Origin of the sequence: Pseudomonas guineae, from assembly GCF_900113745.1 — a bacterium.
GTDB lineage: Bacteria > Pseudomonadota > Gammaproteobacteria > Pseudomonadales > Pseudomonadaceae > Aquipseudomonas > Aquipseudomonas guineae.
Genome location: NZ_FOQL01000002.1, coordinates 347,836 through 366,152, shown reverse-complemented (window position 1 = coordinate 366,152; position 18,317 = coordinate 347,836). Strand labels below are relative to the sequence as shown.

Annotated in this window: 10 protein-coding genes; 7 read left to right on the top strand and 3 right to left on the bottom strand. The window is 57.6% G+C overall.

What is annotated here, in order from left to right; translation table 11 throughout:
* The first annotated feature begins 201 nt into the window (after window positions 1-201).
* Both acnA and BMZ32_RS10400 read left to right on the top strand, forming a co-directional pair.
* Window positions 202-2,946 (top strand): aconitate hydratase AcnA, encoded by a 2,745-nt coding sequence (acnA, locus tag BMZ32_RS10405; RefSeq protein ID WP_090241902.1) that lies wholly within the window; start codon window positions 202-204, stop codon window positions 2,944-2,946.
* Window positions 2,947-3,081: 135 nt separating this feature from the next.
* The gene (locus BMZ32_RS10400) at window positions 3,082-4,647 is read left to right on the top strand and encodes a methyl-accepting chemotaxis protein (protein ID WP_090241901.1); all 1,566 of its coding nucleotides are present in this window, start codon (window positions 3,082-3,084) and stop codon (window positions 4,645-4,647) included.
* A 54-nt stretch (window positions 4,648-4,701) separates the two neighbouring features.
* On the opposite strand, the gene BMZ32_RS10395 is transcribed toward BMZ32_RS10400, so the two are convergent.
* Complete coding sequence (locus tag BMZ32_RS10395) at window positions 4,702-6,981, bottom strand: fatty acid cis/trans isomerase (protein WP_090241900.1); 2,280 nt, start codon at window positions 6,979-6,981, stop codon at window positions 4,702-4,704.
* A 163-nt stretch (window positions 6,982-7,144) separates the two neighbouring features.
* On the opposite strand from BMZ32_RS10395, the gene metH reads away from it, so the two are divergent.
* Together metH and BMZ32_RS10385 are read left to right on the top strand one after the other, a co-directional pair.
* The gene (gene metH / locus BMZ32_RS10390; RefSeq protein WP_090241899.1) at window positions 7,145-10,855 is read left to right on the top strand and encodes a methionine synthase; all 3,711 of its coding nucleotides are present in this window, start codon (window positions 7,145-7,147) and stop codon (window positions 10,853-10,855) included.
* 120 nt (window positions 10,856-10,975) lie between these two features.
* Window positions 10,976-12,301, top strand: coding sequence for a leucine-rich repeat-containing protein kinase family protein (locus tag BMZ32_RS10385; protein ID WP_090241898.1), 1,326 nt, complete (start codon window positions 10,976-10,978; stop codon window positions 12,299-12,301).
* A gap of 336 nt (window positions 12,302-12,637) precedes the next feature.
* On the opposite strand, the gene BMZ32_RS10380 is transcribed toward BMZ32_RS10385, so the two are convergent.
* Together BMZ32_RS10380 and cysK are read right to left on the bottom strand one after the other, a co-directional pair.
* Window positions 12,638-13,378: a substrate-binding periplasmic protein gene (locus tag BMZ32_RS10380; protein ID WP_090241897.1), complete on the bottom strand. Its 741-nt coding sequence runs from the start codon at window positions 13,376-13,378 to the stop codon at window positions 12,638-12,640.
* Between the two features lie 451 nt (window positions 13,379-13,829).
* Complete coding sequence (cysK, locus tag BMZ32_RS10375; RefSeq protein ID WP_090241896.1) at window positions 13,830-14,804, bottom strand: cysteine synthase A; 975 nt, start codon at window positions 14,802-14,804, stop codon at window positions 13,830-13,832.
* Between the two features lie 123 nt (window positions 14,805-14,927).
* Between cysK and BMZ32_RS10370 the strand changes: the two genes are divergently transcribed.
* The 3 genes from BMZ32_RS10370 (at window position 14,928) to BMZ32_RS10360 (ending at window position 18,299) form a co-directional block, all read left to right on the top strand.
* Entirely contained in the window at window positions 14,928-15,992 is a 1,065-nt protein-coding gene (locus BMZ32_RS10370; RefSeq protein WP_090241895.1) for a DUF748 domain-containing protein, read from the top strand.
* 138 nt (window positions 15,993-16,130) lie between these two features.
* Window positions 16,131-16,976, top strand: coding sequence for an AAA family ATPase (locus BMZ32_RS10365; protein WP_090242107.1), 846 nt, complete (start codon window positions 16,131-16,133; stop codon window positions 16,974-16,976).
* A gap of 144 nt (window positions 16,977-17,120) precedes the next feature.
* Entirely contained in the window at window positions 17,121-18,299 is a 1,179-nt protein-coding gene (locus tag BMZ32_RS10360) for a vWA domain-containing protein (protein ID WP_090241894.1), read from the top strand.
* Window positions 18,300-18,317: the final 18 nt, after the last annotated feature.

Here is an 18,317-nt window from a genome sequence, read left to right as displayed (position 1 = left end):
GAGCAGACGATGGTTAAACCGACGTATTTAACGTTGAGGTGCAACCAGCCAACACCATGGCGGTGCCAGCAACAAGAAACGGTGCTTAGCAACCGACCTCTCGCTCGCCAATACTTGGCAAGCATGACCCGGCAGGGCTAGGGTGAACGCTCTGCAGTAATTAATCCGGCTTGCACCGTGGCAAGCCCAAGGAGATGCGCAATGCCTTCCTTAGACAGCCTGAACAGCCGTCGTAGCCTCGACGTTGATGGCCACAGCTACCAATATTTCAGCCTGCCCGAAGCCGCCAAGACGCTGGGCAATATCGATCAGCTACCCATGTCACTGAAAGTCTTGCTGGAAAACCTATTGCGCTGGGAAGACGGTAAAACCGTCACCGGCACTGACCTGCAGGCCGTGGCTGACTGGCTGCAGAGCCGCAGTTCGGAGCGGGAAATCCAGTACCGTCCAGCGCGGGTATTGATGCAGGACTTCACCGGCGTACCGGCCGTGGTTGATCTGGCCGCCATGCGTGACGCCATGGCTAAGGCCGGCGGCGATCCACAGAAGATTAATCCGCTGTCACCGGTTGACTTGGTGATCGATCACTCGGTCATGGTCGACAAGTTCGCCACCCAATCCGCGTTCGAGCAAAACGTTGCCATGGAAATGCAGCGCAACGGTGAACGCTATGCCTTTTTGCGCTGGGGCCAGCATGCTTTCGATAACTTCAGCGTAGTGCCGCCGGGCACCGGCATCTGCCACCAGGTCAACTTGGAATACCTTGGGCGCACCGTATGGACCAAGGAAGAGAACGGCCACACCTTTGCCTTCCCCGACACTCTGGTGGGCACTGACTCGCACACCACTATGATCAACGGCCTCGGCGTACTTGGCTGGGGCGTGGGCGGCATAGAAGCAGAAGCGGCGATGCTCGGTCAGCCGGTGTCGATGCTCATTCCCGAAGTGATCGGCTTCAAGCTCAGCGGCAAACTCAAAGAAGGCATCACCGCCACCGATTTGGTACTGACTGTCACCCAGATGCTGCGCAGCAAAGGCGTTGTGGGTAAGTTCGTCGAGTTCTATGGTGATGGCCTGGCCGACTTGCCACTGGCTGACCGCGCCACCATCGCCAACATGGCGCCGGAGTACGGCGCCACTTGCGGCTTCTTCCCGGTCGACGCGATTACCCTCGGTTATCTGCGCCTGTCCGGTCGTCCGGAGCAGGCCGTCAAACTTGTTGAGGCCTACTGCAAGACCCAGGGCCTGTGGCGCGAGCCGGGTGTTGAGCCGCTGTTCAGCGACAGCCTTGAACTGGACATGGGTAGCGTAGAAGCTTGCCTGGCCGGGCCGAAACGTCCGCAGGATCGCGTCACCCTGCCCCAAGTCAAACACGCTTTCGATGACTTTATCGCCTTGCAGGTCAAGCCTGAGGCCAGCGCGGATGCCCGCCTTATCGGCGAAGGCGGTGGTGGCGCAGCGGTCGGTAGCGCAGCGCTGGTCGGCGAGACCGACTATCAACATGATGGGCAGATCCACCGACTGAAGAACGGCGCGGTGGTCATCGCCGCTATTACCTCCTGCACCAACACCTCCAACCCCAGCGTAATGATGGCTGCCGGCCTGCTGGCGAAAAAAGCCGTGGAAAAAGGCCTGCAGCGTAAGCCTTGGGTTAAAAGCTCGCTGGCCCCCGGTTCAAAAGTAGTCACCGAATACTTCAACGCCGCAGGACTGACTAAATATCTGGATGAACTGGGCTTCGATCTGGTCGGTTACGGTTGTACCACCTGCATCGGTAACTCCGGCCCCCTGCTTGAACCGATTGAACAGGCCATCCAGCAGTCCGACCTGAGCGTCGCCTCGGTGCTGTCCGGTAACCGCAATTTCGAGGGTCGCGTGCATCCGTTGGTGAAAACCAACTGGCTGGCCTCGCCGCCCTTAGTAGTGGCTTATGCCTTGGCCGGAAATGTGCGCATCGACATCACTCGCGAAGCGCTGGGCCAAGGCAAAGACGGTCATCCGGTCTACCTCAAAGACATCTGGCCAAGCCAGGCGGAAATCGCCGAAGCGATTCTCAAGGTCGATACCGCCATGTTCCACAAGGAATACGCTGAAGTGTTTTCCGGCGATGCAGAGTGGCAGGCCATCGAAATACCGCAGGCTGCTACTTATGCCTGGCAGGACGACTCGACCTATATCCAGCACCCACCGTTTTTCGAAAATATCGCCGACGCACCACCGCACATTGGTGACATTCACCAGGCGGCTATCCTTGCCTTGCTCGGCGATTCGGTGACCACCGATCACATCTCTCCGGCCGGCAATATAAAGGCCAACAGTCCGGCTGGCCGCTATTTACGTGAACAAGGCGTCGAACCAGTCGACTTCAACTCCTACGGTTCACGGCGCGGTAATCACCACGTGATGATGCGCGGCACCTTCGCTAACATCCGTATTCGCAACGAAATGCTTGGCGGCGAAGAAGGTGGCAATACCTTGCACATACCGAGCGGCGAGCAGCTGTCGATCTACGATGCTGCCATGCGCTATCAAGACGCCGGCACCCCGCTGGTGGTGATTGCCGGCAAGGAATACGGCACCGGGTCTAGCCGCGACTGGGCCGCCAAGGGCACCAACTTGCTTGGGATCAAGGCGGTGATTGCCGAGAGTTTCGAGCGCATCCATCGCTCCAACTTGGTCGGCATGGGCGTCTTGCCTTTGCAGTTCAAGCTTGGACAAAGCCGCACAACGCTGGGTCTTACAGGTAAAGAAAAACTCAATATATGCGGGCTCGATGGGGTGGAGTTGCACCCATCGATGACGCTGACCTTGGACATCCTCCGCGAGGACAGTAGCCGTGAAAGTGTTGAAGTACTGTGCCGCATCGACACCCTTAACGAAGTGGAGTACTTCAAAGCAGGCGGCATCCTCCACTATGTACTGCGTCAGTTGATCGCTGCCCCGTAAAAGTCTGCAGAGACTGTTCTAGAGGCTTGCCTGCTTAAGTGAAAAAAATACCGCGGCTAAGGCGCGCGGTATTTTTTATTCAACTTCTAGCAGCAATGGCCGATCATATGGCATCGATTAAAGGATTACCCCGCCATGCGTAACAACCAGCCTATTACTCAGCGTGACCGCAGCTTCCCCGCGCAGCAGCGACTGATCTCCACCACCGACACCAAAGGTCAGATCACCTACTGCAATGATGCCTTTGTTGACATCAGCGGTTTCACCCGTGATGAGTTGATTCGTGCGCCACATAATTTAGTACGCCATCCAGATGTGCCGCCTGCGGTGTTCCAGCACATGTGGGACACCTTGAAGCAAGGCCGGCCATGGATGGGCATTGTCAAAAATCGTTGCAAAAATGGTGACCACTACTGGGTCAATGCCTACGTGACGCCAGTCACCGAGAACAATCAGGTAATAGGTTTTGAGTCGGTGCGGGTGAAGCCGACCACCGAACAAGTGCGCCGTGCTGAGGCGCTCTACCAACGCATTAATAGCGGCAAGTCAGCCATCCCGAGCAGTGACCGCTGGCTACCGGTTTTGCAAAACTGGCTGCCGTTTATCCTGATCAGTCAGATCGGCTTTCTGATCGGCGCGTGGCTCGACACCAGTTGGGGTTTTGCCCTCGCTGCGGCCGTATCAGTCCCGCTCGGGTTGATCGGCCTGAACTGGCAGCAGCGTGGCCTTAAACGCCTGCTAAAGCTGGCCGACCAGACCACCTCCGACCCGCTTATTGCGCAGATGTACACCGACAGCCGAGGCTCAGAGGGTCGTTTGGAAATGTCCATTCTCAGTCAGGAAGCGCGCCTGAAAACCTGTCTGACGCGGCTGCAGGACACTGCCGAGCAGTTGACCCTGCAAGCCAAGCAAGCCGACTCGTTGGCGCACAACAGTTCTGCCGGGTTAGAACGCCAGCGCAGCGAAACCGATCAGGTTGCCACCGCCATCAATGAAATGGCGGCCACCACCCTGGAAGTTGCCAGCAACGTAGCGCGTACGGCCATCGCCACCCAGGATGCGAATCGCCTAACCAGCGCCGGCCGCACTATTGCCAGCGAAACCCGTCAAGCCATTCAACGCCTGTCGCAGTCGGTCGGAGATACTGGCGAAACGGTGACCCGCCTGGCGCAAGACAGCAATGAAATCGGTGGTGTAGTCGATGTGATCAAAGGCATCGCCGACCAGACCAACCTGCTCGCACTTAACGCCGCCATCGAAGCCGCACGGGCTGGGGAAATGGGCCGTGGTTTTGCGGTGGTCGCAGATGAAGTCCGTTCACTGGCGCAGCGTACGGCTGAATCCACCGGGCAGATCCACCAGCTGATTGCCAAGCTGCAACGCACGGCTGAAGAAGCGGTAATGACCATGGAAATCGGCCGTAAACAGGCAGAAGAAGGCGTTGTGCGTGTGCAACAGGCCGACGACGCCCTGGCCGGAATCAGTGACGCCGTTGCCAATATCGCCAGCATGGCCGACCAGATCGCTGCTGCCGCCGAGGAACAGAGCGCCGTCGCTGACGAGGTCAACCGCAGCATCACCACCATCGCCCAGCTCGCCGATAAAACGGCTGGCGAGGCGCATGACACGGCCTTGCTCAGCGAAGCTCTCACCGCCACCGCTCAAGGCCAGTACGCCCTGGTAGAGCGCTTCAACCGCTAAAACAGCATGGCGCATGGCACGCCTAACACGTGCCATGCGTCACCTGCCCCGCCGCTACAAATTCTCATAGCGATTCATATCTAGCACGCCGGCCTCAATAGGCTCGGTTTGTTGGATAGCGGCCGCCATATCGTGGAAGAAGCGCCAGAACTGCGGGTGAGTACGGCGAATGCCCCAGCGTTCAACCACCTGCTCGAAGGCGGGCGCGTCGCGGGCCTGCTCTAGCGCCGTGACAAATTCCGCCACCTGTGCCGCCGGGATATTGAAGATAAAGTTTGGGTAACTGCTGAGCACTCCTGGGTAGACCGTCAGAGTATCCAGGGCCGGCTGGTAGCGCAGTTCTTCGCCCAACATGAAGGCCACGTTGGAATGCGCGCGATTGCGCAGCAGGCTGTACACCTCACGCTGCCCATCGGCCATCTCTACCCGCAGCAGGGTGGCCTCCGGTAGCTGATCAATCACTTTGAGTGCGCCGGCCGGCTTGGCCGTTAGACGGCTCAAAGACTGTTCAGCGCGCTGCAGTTCGGCGTCAATGCCAGGGCGGTGGCAATGCGCACCACTGCAACGATTGATCGGGTCAGGCCGCGCATTCAGGCTACCGTAGCGCTCCAGTAGGGTCTCGACAAACTGCCGTTTAGGATCACTGCCCGCCAGCTGCAAGGCACTCGGACTTTTGCTGTCAATAGCGTGATAGTCGAGCCAGATTTTCAGTTTTCCGCCACTTTGGTACCAATCGTCCAAATAGTTCTGACGCGACGCGGCGGGCATTAAACGCAGGAAATTGACCTCCGCCCCGTTGCGGATTAAATCAAAGTACAGCCGCGTCTGCGCCTGGTGAGATACGTTGCCGAACACATCGTAATTTACGACCAACTGGTAGTAGGTGCGCTCAAGTAAAGGGAAGTCCAGCCACCAAATCGTCTGCGGAACTTCACCAATTAGACCTTTACGCACCGAGGCGCTGTCATGCTGGCGAAAGATCGACAGCAGCGCATTGTCGTTACCGGCCCAGATATGCGACCAACTCGGCGCAGGCGCGTCGGCATAACGCTGCATGCGCAGCCCTTCGTATTCATTACGTTTATCGCGGTAGGCGCGCCACAGACCGACGAGGTCACTGATGCTATCGAGCTGCCCAGGCATGGCCAGCAGCGCGTTCGCCTGCTCGCGGTACGCCGGGTCGGTGATGTACAGGTCGTGTTGCGGGTCCTGAAACAGCGTCCAGAAATTATCACGAATCACATCCGTGGCAATCTGCCCACGACACACTGGCCCGCGAATAAAGGTGCGCACGAAGTATTCGGCGTTATCCAGCATGAATTGGTAACGTGCTTGAGCAGGAATAGCGGCAAAGGTCTCGAACGGATTGGCACGGCGCTGCAGGCCGTAGCCTGGCACCGCTTCTGCCTGCCAGTTCGATGCGAAGAACAGCTGCTTGATTCGCGCAAGCTTGGCCGCACTCAGCCCATAGGTAACATGGGTTTTATGCACGATCACACCCTGCACCGGCCTCAGGCGGTAATAGAACTCGCTGCCAGGATCCTCGTTAGGTAGGCGTGTCGCGATGATGTCCACCGGCTGCCCGCTGGGCGTGCGTGAGCGCACCATTTGAAAGAAATGTCCTAGCTCCCCCCCCGCGAAATGCATGTGAGCGAGAAACAAATGCTCGAATAACCAGCGCGAAACCAGCGCCTCGCGAGCACCGGGGGCATTCATAAAGGCTTCCCAAGTGGCAATCTGCTGCGCTTCCGCCGCACTGGCCTGGAGTGCCTGCTGATCTACCGGAGCACCCTGTTTCAGCCAATTTTGCAGTGTCTGATAGTCGCCATCATTTAACCCGGTCACCGCGAACGGCATGCCAGCTAACGGATTTTGCTGGGCAAACTCGGCGAACTGCTGCGGCAGCGGGCATTGGTTGAGCCGCTTGATGCTGATATTCAGTTCGGCCGGCAGTTTACTATTGGCGGCAAACGGTTGCTGGTGGCCCATCTCCAGCATGCGCGCCAGCAGAGCGGCCTGGCTGTCCTGTGGTTCCAGCACCGAAGTAAAGCCTTTGCGCTGCCATGCAGCGGCGCCATGGGCGTCAACATACAAACGGGTGGTGACCTGCGCCTGGCTGCGTGCGCCGTTGTACACCGTAGCCTTGCTGGCGCCGCGCTGCACGCCTTCGCCGCTGCCCAAGTTGAGCTGGCAGGCAGCGTCATAACAAGCATGGCAGGCCACGCAGTGCTGGGTAAAAATCGGTTGGATGTCGCGGCTGTAGGAGAGCGGTTCGGCCGCCTGTATTGAGCCGATGAACAATACACACGCGCTAAACAGTAAGCGGCAGAACATAGAAGCGTCTCTAAAATGGCATAGGCGGCGATTTTAGCTGTCTGCGGCGAAGCAAGGCGAACCCATCAACATGAACTATATTCATGATAAATCGCGCCCGCTGCAAAAGCGTGCAGCTTTGCTATCATCGCCGCCTTTGTTTCCGCTCTCCAGGTAGTTCCCCATGTCTGATCGTAACGCCCGTCTCCAAGCCCTACAGAAGGCCCTCGCTGAGCGCATCCTGATCCTCGACGGCGGCATGGGCACCATGATCCAGAGTTATAAACTGGAGGAAGAGGACTACCGTGGCGCCCGCTTTGCTGACTGGCCAAGCGACGTTAAAGGCAATAACGACCTGCTGATTCTCAGCCGCCCGGATGTGATCGGCGCTATTGAGAAGGCTTACCTGGATGCCGGCGCGGACATTCTGGAAACCAACACCTTCAACGCCACTCAGGTGTCTCAGGCCGATTACGGCATGCAGAGCCTGGCCTATGAGCTGAACGTCGAAGGTGCGCGCCTGGCTCGTAGCGTGGCGGATGCCAAGACCCTGGAAACCCCGAACAAACCACGCTTTGTCGCCGGCGTGCTAGGCCCGACCAGCCGTACTTGCTCGATCTCACCGGATGTCAACGACCCCGGCTACCGCAACGTCACCTTCGACGAACTGGTGGAAAACTACGTCGAGGCTACCCGTGGCCTGATCGAGGGCGGCGCGGACCTGATTCTGATTGAAACCATCTTCGACACCCTCAACGCCAAGGCGGCGATTTTCGCCGTGCAGCAGGTGTTTGAAGACGACAACGTCGAACTGCCGATCATGATCTCCGGCACCATCACCGACGCTTCCGGCCGCACCCTCTCCGGGCAGACCACCGAAGCCTTCTGGAACTCGGTCAACCACGCCAAGCCGATCTCCGTGGGGCTGAACTGCGCCTTGGGTGCCAAGGACCTGCGTCCGTATCTGGAAGAGCTGTCCGCTAAAGCCGGCACCAACGTCTCCGCCCACCCCAATGCCGGCCTGCCGAATGCCTTCGGTGAGTACGATGAAACCCCGGCTGAAATGGCGGTGGTGGTGGAAGAGTTCGCCGCCTCGGGCTTCTTGAACATCATCGGCGGTTGCTGCGGCACCACGCCGGCGCATATCCAGGCGATTGCCGAAGCGGTGAGCAAGTACCCGCCGCGGGTCATTCCAGAAATCCCCAAAGCCTGCCGCCTGTCCGGTCTTGAGCCCTTCACCATCGACCGCAGTTCGCTGTTTATCAACGTTGGCGAGCGCACCAACATCACCGGTTCGGCGCGCTTCGCCCGGCTGATCCGCGAAGAGAATTACACCGAGGCCCTGGAAGTCGCCTTGCAGCAGGTGGAAGCCGGCGCTCAGGTCATCGACATCAACATGGACGAGGGCATGCTCGATTCCAAGGCGGCGATGGTGAAGTTCCTCAACCTGATCGCCGGCGAGCCGGACATCTCGCGCGTGCCGATCATGATCGACTCCTCCAAGTGGGAAGTGATCGAGGCCGGCCTCAAGTGCATCCAAGGCAAAGGCATCGTCAACTCGATTTCGATGAAGGAAGGCGTCGAGCAGTTCAAGTACCACGCCAAGCTGTGTAAGCGTTATGGCGCCGCCGTGGTGGTGATGGCCTTCGACGAAGCCGGCCAAGCCGACACCGCCGCGCGCAAGCGTGAAATCTGCAAACGCAGCTACGACATTCTGGTCAATGAAGTGGGCTTTCCCCCGGAAGACATCATCTTCGACCCAAACATCTTTGCCGTGGCCACCGGCATTGAGGAGCACAACAACTACGCAGTCGACTTTATTGAGGCCTGCGCGTATATCCGCGATCACCTGCCCTTTGCCCTGACCTCAGGCGGCGTGTCCAACGTGTCGTTCTCCTTCCGTGGCAACAACCCGGTGCGTGAAGCCATTCACTCGGTGTTCTTGTACTACGCCATCCAGAACGGCCTGACCATGGGCATCGTCAACGCCGGTCAGCTGGAAATCTACGACGAAATCCCCAAAGAACTGCGCGATGCGGTCGAAGACGTGGTGCTCAATCGCACCCCAAACGGCACCGACGCCCTGCTGGCGATTGCCGACAACTACAAGGGCGATGGCAGCGTCAAAGAAGTCGAAACCGAAGAGTGGCGCACCTGGAGCGTGGTTGAGCGCCTCAAGCATGCGTTGGTTAAGGGCATTACCAGCCACATCATCGACGATACCGAAGAATGCCGTCAGCAGTGCGCACGCCCAATCGAGGTGATCGAAGGCCCGCTGATGAGCGGCATGAATGTGGTCGGTGACCTATTCGGCGCCGGTAAAATGTTCCTGCCCCAAGTGGTTAAATCCGCCCGCGTGATGAAGCAGGCGGTCGGTCACCTGATCCCCTTTATCGAGCTGGAAAAAGGCGACAAGCCGGAGGCCAAGGGCAAAATCCTTATGGCCACGGTAAAAGGCGACGTACACGACATCGGTAAAAACATCGTCGGTGTGGTGCTCGGCTGCAACGGCTACGACATCGTCGACATGGGCGTGATGGTGCCCGCAGAGAAAATCCTGCAAACAGCCATCGCCGAGAAATGCGACATCATCGGCCTGTCCGGTCTGATCACGCCGTCGCTGGATGAGATGGTCCACGTCGCCCGCGAAATGCAGCGCCAGGGCATTACCCTGCCGCTGATGATCGGCGGCGCGACCACCTCTAAAGCCCACACCGCGGTGAAAATCGAACCCAAGTACCAGAACGATGCGGTGATCTACGTCACCGACGCCTCGCGCGCCGTCGGCGTGGCCACTCAATTGCTGTCGAAGGAACTCAAGGCCGACTTTGTCGAGCGCACCCGCCTGGACTACATCGAAGTGCGCGAGCGCACCGCCAACCGCAGCGCCCGCACAGAGCGTCTGAGCTACGCCAAATCGGTAGAGAACAAGCCCACGTTCGACTGGTCGACCTATCAGCCAAGCGTGCCGAGATTTACCGGCGTGAAGGTGCTGGACAATATCGACCTGAATGTTTTGGCCGAGTACATCGATTGGACGCCGTTCTTTATCTCCTGGGACCTGGCCGGCAAGTTCCCGCGCATCCTCAGCGATGAAGTGGTCGGCGAAGCCGCTACCTCGCTGTATGCCGATGCCCGCGAGATGCTGAAAAAATTGATCGACGAGAAATTGATCAGTGCCCGCGCCACATTTGGCTTCTGGCCGGCGAATCAGGTGCAGGATGATGACCTCGAAGTGTATGGCGCTGACGGTCAACCCATCGCCATGCTGCACCACTTACGCCAGCAAACCATCAAGCCGGACGCCAAGCCGAACTTCTCCCTGGCCGACTTCGTCGCGCCGAAAGACAGCGGTATCACCGACTACATTGGCGGCTTTATCACCACCGCCGGCATTGGTGCCGAGGAAGTGGCCAAGGCCTATCAGGACGCTGGCGACGACTACAACTCGATCATGGTCAAAGCCCTGGCTGATCGCCTGGCGGAAGCCTGCGCTGAATGGCTGCACAAAGAGGTGCGCACCACCCACTGGGGGTATGAGCCGGAAGAACAGCTCAGCAATGACGAGCTGATCAAAGAAGCTTATAAAGGCATCCGCCCTGCCCCCGGGTACCCAGCCTGCCCGGATCACACCGAGAAAAAAGCCCTGTTTGAACTGCTCGACCCCGCAGCCGAATTCAACAAGGCAGGTGACAGCGCGGTATTCCTCACCGAGCACTACGCCATGTTCCCGGCGGCTTCGGTCAGCGGCTGGTACTTCGCCCACCCCCAGGCAAAGTACTTCGCCGTCGGCAAAATCGACAAGGACCAAGTGGAAAGCTACACGGCGCGCAAGAAACAAGACCTCAACGTCAGCGAGCGTTGGTTGGCGCCGAATTTGGGTTACGACAACTAACACTCTGCTGCGGATAGACACACGGCAGCGGGCGTATTCCAGCTAAGCCCGCCACCGTTGTGCTTACGCCCTTTCTCAGCCAAACACTGCTGGGCAGTGTCCCCAGTGCGCGAGCCCCTTATGCACAGCCTTGAACAACTTCGTAGCGGTGAACTGGCCTGTATTACTCGGCTGGACCTTTGCTGCGACCTGTCCGACTTCCCAGAGGAGATTTTCTCTCTGGCCGACAGCCTCGAAGTGCTCAACCTCTCGGGCAACCGCCTTAGCGCACTCCCCGCTGACTTAGCCCGCCTGCATAAGCTGCGTATTCTGTTTTGCTCAGACAACCTGTTCACCTCAGTACCTGAGGGGTTGGGCAACTGCACGCAGCTGGAAATGATCGGTTTCAAAAGCAACCGCATTCAACACTTGCCTGCTACGGCACTACCGCCCAAGTTGCGCTGGCTGATCCTTACCGACAATCGACTGCAGCAGCTACCGACTGAGTTAGGTGACTGTGCGTACTTACAAAAGCTGATGCTGGCGGGCAACCAGCTCCGCGCACTACCCGAGAGCCTGGCCAATCTGCATCGCTTGGAGCTGCTGCGCATCGCGGCTAACCGCCTAGAACATCTGCCGGCATGGCTCACGGGATTACCGTCCTTGTGCTGGCTGGCCTTTGCCGGCAATCCATTCAGTGACGCCAGCGAAGCTGAAATTCTCCGCCAACACCCACTGCCGACCATCGCACGCGACACGCTTGAGCTGGGTGAAATACTCGGTCAGGGCGCCTCGGGGATCATCCACAGTGCAGCCTGGCAGCAGCCAAACCAGCCAGTGCAGGCCATGGCGGTCAAACTGTTCAAAGGTGACATAACCAGCGACGGGCTTGCCCACAGTGAAATCGCCGCCTGTATAGCAGCCGGTGAACACGACAACCTGATCAGCGTTGCCGGACCACTAGAACCAATGCAGGACGGCCCGCCCGGTCTGTTACTGGAGCGTATTGCGCCAAGTTTCCAACCCCTGGCAGGGCCGCCCTCACTCGCCAGCTGCTCGCGCGATTGTTACGCCGAGCAGCGTCGTTTCACCCTGGCAGAAGCATTACGCATTTTGCACGGCACAGCGGCGGCCGTCGTTCATCTGCATGAGCGCGGCATCGTGCATGGCGATTTGTATGCCCATAACTTGCTGGTCGACGCCGCAGGGCAAACGCTACTGGGCGATTTCGGCGCCGCTTCGTTTTTTGAACCACAGAGCAGCAGCGGGATCGCCCTGCAACAGCTCGAGGCCCGTGCCTTTGCCTGTTTGCTAGAGGAGTTGTTAAACCGCTGTAATAAGTATGATCAGCCACATCAACAAACCCGCTTGTGGCAACTGCATGCGCGGTGTGGCAACCCGCAACCTGCCGAGCGCCCCTTGTTTGTCGATATCCTAGAATGTCTGAAAGACTGCAATATGGCCTAAGTAACTGATCAGCGATCAAAAGAGGGCTGCGTAAATTATCTTCTAGGAGCCTAGGCGCTCCGAATTAATCAAAGATAAACAACGCTGAACCCTTTAGTTTGTAATTCGTGATTGGCCGCAGTCAGCCAAAAGCGGTCAGTCAGTTCCCATACTCATGCAAATCACCTGTCTGTCGCACCGACTGTCAGGATAAACATCCTGCTCTATGTGGCTATGAGGGGGGGGGAAGTGAATTATTTTTAATCGCTGGTCGAGCTGGAGTTTAAGTACCGGCTTGGCTCATCAAAACTTGTTCACTCCCCCTTTTGATTTTCGGTGCCATGCCGTCACTAGCGCTTACAACCCATACTTCAGTAACAAACCCCGGTAAGCCGACCCTGACTTGACCTTTTCTAGCGCACGCGTGAATTGACTAACCAGTGCATCCTCAGTCCCCAGAGTAAAGGCCAGATAGCCTTCGCCAGCCAAATCGGTGAGCTCAAAAAGCCTCTCAACTTGACTGAAATCCAAGCCGAAACGCTGGGTCGAGTAGAACAGCATGGTGGGATCTTCGGGCAGAAGGTCAAACCGGCCGTGGAAAAATTTGCGAATATTGGATTCATCATTGTTGGCAATATCCAGATTGGCGGCCAAACCCTGTTTACTCAGATAACGAAACCGGCCGCCTTGCGCAGCAACGCCGATTCGATACTGGCCCAGCTCGCTGACACTGCTCGCCTGTACATCCTGGCGCGACTTGAGTCGATAGACGACTATCTTAAAGGGCACCAAAGACCCGACCCAACGGTAGTCCAGTTCACTTTCTTGATTGCGGTAGACGGTAAAGATCAGGTTATTGGGCTGCTCCAGCACACAGCATTCAATTCTTGGCCAGGGTTGCAGCTGGATCGGTACCTTGCTGCCCGCCTCTTTGAGCACCAGCTGTACGACCTCGACAGCAAAGCCAGCAGCTTGCCCCGAGCTGCTATCAAGGTACTGGTAAGGTGCTTCCTCCGGAGCGAAGACCCCAATCTCCGTCGCCCATACCCTGCCACTGAGCAATGCTAGTCCAAAGCAAATCAGAACCTTAATAACCATTCAGATCAACCTGCTCCCAGTCCGCTTAAGCTGCCACCGCAGCGTCTGCCTGGTCCAACGCAAAAGAGCGGAAACGCACAGTTAGTTGCGTTCCTCCCCACGGTTTCCAGGCTCATACCCTTGGCATTGCCACTGACCTGCAGTTCTACTCTAGAGCGAATGGCCGGTGCACCGACCCGCAGGAAAACTTCTGCAGCCGTTTCAACACCTGAATCCAACATATAAGTGCAACGCTGCCCCCTGAATATACTGAATCGCTCTTGTTTCATAGTCATATCTGAGAGTCCGCTTCGGGTCGTGAGCTGCCTGTGGTCACCGATCATTAATTTTACTGAATAATTATCTCGACCGTGACGAGGCTTAATTAAAACAGCCACCTTGGGTCGTGAATCACCGAGTAAACACACAAAAAAACCGCCTGCAGTGGGCGGTTTTTTGAGGCTGCAGCCGCTTACTGCTGCAGCTCCTGATCGGTAAACATATCGCTAAACAACATGCTCGACAGGTAGCGTTCACCTGAGTCCGGCAGGATCACCACAATGGTTTTACCCTGCATCTCTGGCTCAGCAGCAATACGCAGCGCCGCCGCCATGGCCGCGCCGCAGGAGATACCGCAGAGAATCCCCTCCTCACGCATCAAGCGCAAAGCCACCGCCTTGGATTCGTCATCGCTGACCAGCTCAACCCGATCAACCATGCTCAAGTCGAGATTGCCTGGCACAAAGCCAGCCCCAATCCCCTGAATTTTGTGTGGGCTGGGTTTTACTTCATCTCCGGCGATGGTCTGGCTGATCACCGGCGAGCTGATTGGCTCTACGGCTACCGAAATAATCGGCTTGCCTTGGGTTTGTTTGATGTAACGCGAGATGCCGGTAATGGTGCCGCCAGTCCCGACGCCCGATACCAGCACATCAATGGAACCCTCGGTGTCGTTCCAAATTTCCGGACCGGTGGTCTTTTCATGGATCGCCGGGTTTGCCGGGTTATTGAACTGCTGCGGCATAAAGTAGGTATTGCTGTCAGAGGCGGCGATTTCGGCTGCTTTTTCGATGGCACCTTTCATGCCTTTAGTCGGCTCAGTCAGCACCAGTTCAGCCCCTAAAGCCTTAAGCACCTTGCGCCGCTCCAGGCTCATTGACGCGGGCATGGTCAACAGCAGTTTATAACCGCGCGCCGCAGCCACAAAGGCCAGGCCGATACCGGTATTGCCAGAGGTGGGTTCAACGATGGTCATACCGGGCTTAAGCATGCCGCGCTCTTCCGCATCCCAGACCATGCTCGCACCAATGCGGCACTTAACCGAATAAGCCGGGTTGCGCCCTTCGATCTTAGCCAGAATGGTCACGCCTTTAGGCCCCAGGCGATTAATCATCACCAGCGGCGTGTTGCCGATGGATTGCGCGTTGTCTGCATAGATGCGGCTCATGGCGATGTCCTTCTTCATGCGTTGCCGAGTAAGCTCCCAAGCCTACGGCCGGTTCTGGCCGCCGTCCAGCCATGCGCACTGCCTGGCTGGAAACCTATTGCGACAAGGTCTGTCTGCTTTTATATGAAAAAGCGCTACCGTCTCCCCTTCTGGACACTGCTGAGCTTGGCCATTGCTTTGGTAGGCCTGCATATCGCCCTGCCCTGGCTGCTGCGCGATTACTTTAATGAGCAAATGGCCAATATGGGCGACTACCGCGGCGAGATCAGCGACATTGATCTAGCGCTATGGCGCGGGGCTTATCGAGTCAACGGTCTGAGCATTGTCAAACTCAATGGCAAGGTACCGGTGCCGCTGCTTGAAGCGCCTGTCATCGAGCTGGCCGTCAGTTGGCGAGCGCTTTGGGAAACCCGCTCTGTAGTCGCCGAAGTCACTTTTGAACGGCCGCAGCTGACCTTCGTGGATGGCGGTAACGCCACCGACTCACAGACTGGTGAGGGGGTTAACTGGCGGGCTCAACTCAAAGGCTTGTTGCCGATTCACATCAACGAAATCCGTGTACAAGACGGCACCCTAGCTTTCCGCAATTTCAACGCCAAGCCACCAGTAGAGCTGCAGGCCAGCGAGATTAATGCTCGGTTGCGCAACCTGAGCAACGTTAGCGTCTCGGACAATCCGCGACCAGCCAACTTACAAGCCACCGCCAAGGTATTTGAACAGGCGCCGCTGCAGACCACTGCCAACTTCGACCCACTCGGCCAGCTGGATAATTTCGATCTGCGCCTGCGCATCACCGATGTCCAACTTAAGCAGCTCAACAGCTTCACCCGCGCGTACGCCGACTTTGACTTCGCCGCCGGTCATGGCGACTTTGTGATGGAACTGGATGCCGGCCAAGGCAAAATCAAGGGCTATGCCAAACCGCTGCTGCGCGACATGAAAGTCTTCGACTGGCAGCAGGATGTCGCCGCCAAGGACAAGAACCTGCTAACCGGCGCGTGGGAAGCCCTGGTCGGTGGCGGCAGCTGGTTGCTGAAAAACCAGCGCAAAGACCAATTCGCCACTCGCGTGGAGATAGACGGCGACCTTAACGCCTATGACATTAGCCGCTGGCAGGCTTTCAAAGCGATCTTGCGCAACGCCTTCGTGCGTGCATTCAACAATCGGTTTGATAGCCCGAAACCGTGACAGGCACTCCGTGACCCGCCATTCAGTCACTGAATGGCCCGTCTGCGTTCACAGTCGCCAGGGCTGCGCGTTATAGTCTGCTTTTCAAATACTGAACCCGCAGGTATGGCCTGCGCCTTACCGTTCGAGGATTTACCGATGAAGTTCGAAGGCACCCAGTCCTACGTCGCCACCGACGACCTCAAGCTGGCGGTCAATGCCGCTATCACTCTGGAGCGTCCGCTGCTGGTCAAGGGTGAGCCGGGCACTGGTAAAACCATGCTGGCTGAACAGCTTGCCGAATCATTTGGTGCGCGCCTGATCACCTGGCACATCAAATCCACCACCAAGGCCCACCAAGGCTTGTACGAGTACGATGCGGTCAGCCGCCTGCGTGACTCGCAATTGGATTCGGACAAAGTCCACGATGTGCGCAACTACATCAAGAAAGGCAAGCTGTGGGAGGCTTTCGAGGCCGAAGAGCGGGTGATTCTGCTGATCGATGAAATCGACAAAGCTGACATCGAGTTCCCCAACGATTTGCTGCAAGAACTCGACAAGATGGAGTTCTACGTTTACGAGACCGACGAGACCATTAAGGCGGTTAAACGCCCGATCATCATCATCACATCGAACAACGAAAAAGAATTGCCGGACGCCTTCCTGCGCCGCTGCTTCTTCCATTACATCGCCTTCCCAGATCGCGCGACACTGCAAAAAATCGTCGACGTGCACTACCCAAACATCAAGAAAGACTTAGTCGCTGAAGCGCTAGATGTGTTCTTTGACGTGCGCAAAGTGCCGGGCCTGAAGAAGAAGCCATCCACCAGCGAGCTGGTCGATTGGCTCAAGCTGCTGATGTCCGACAACATCGGCGAAGCGGTGCTACGCGAGCGTGATCCCACCAAAGCCATCCCGCCACTGGCCGGCGCGTTGGTGAAGAACGAGCAGGATGTGCAACTGCTGGAGCGCCTGGCCTTTATGAGCCGCCGCGCTTCGCGCTAAGCGACGTTCTTGTAGGGTGGGTTAGCCAAAGGCGTAACCCACCAACCAGCCAACTGGCTGGCCATGGCGGTGCCTGCGGCATCGATGGTGGGTTACGCCGCTGCGCGGCTAACCCACCCTACGGTTATTCATGAGGGCGCTTATATGCTGCTCAACCTGTTCAATGAAATGCGCGCCGCCAAGGTGCCGGTGTCAGTGCGTGAGCTACTCGACCTGATCAACGCGTTGAAACACAACGTGGTGTTCGCTGATATGGACGAGTTCTATTTCCTCTCGCGCACCATTCTGGTTAAAGACGAGCGGCATTTCGATAAGTTCGACCGCGCGTTCGGGGCCTACTTCAAGGGCCTGGAAAATCTTAACCAGCACATCGAGGCGTTGATCCCCGATGAGTGGCTGCGCAAAGAATTCGAGCGCTCGCTGACCGATGAAGAGCGCGCCAAGATTGAATCCCTTGGCGGTCTGGACAAGCTGATCGAGGAGTTTAAGAAACGCCTCGAGGAGCAGAAAGAACGCCACGAAGGCGGTAACAAGTGGATCGGCACCGGCGGCACCAGCCCGTTCGGCTCAGGCGGGTTCAACCCGGAAGGCATCCGCGTCGGTGATGCCGGCAAGCGTCAAGGCAAGGCGGTCAAAGTCTGGGATCAGCGCGAGTACAAAAACCTCGACGACCAGGTTGAGCTGGGCACGCGCAATATCAAGGTCGCCCTGCGCCGCCTGCGCAAGTTCGCCCGCCAGGGTGCCGAGGACGAGCTTGACCTCAGCGGCACCATCGACCACACCGCCAAAGACGGCGGGCTGTTGAATATCCAGATGCGCCCTGAGCGGCGTAACGCGGTCAAGCTACTGATCCTCTTTGACATCGGCGGTTCGATGGACGCCCACGTTAAGGTCTGCGAAGAGCTATTTTCGGCCTGCAAGACCGAGTTCAAGCATATGGAGTACTTCTACTTCCATAACTGCGTGTACGAATCGGTGTGGAAGAACAACCTGCGCCGCACCTCGGAGCGCTTCTCTACCCAAGACTTGCTGCACAAGTATGGCGCGGACTACAAAGTGGTATTTGTCGGCGATGCGGCCATGGCGCCCTACGAGATCACCCAGGCCGGCGGCAGTGTCGAGCACTGGAACGAGGAGCCCGGTTACGTCTGGATCAAGCGCTTTATGGAGAAGTACAAAAAGCTTATCTGGATCAACCCTTACCCCAAGGACACCTGGAGCTACACCGCTTCGACTAACATCATGCGTGAGCTGTTAGAAGATCAGATGCACCCGCTGACCTTGCAGGGCCTAGAGGACGGCATGAGGTTTTTGTCCAAATAAACCCGAGTCAATACACAC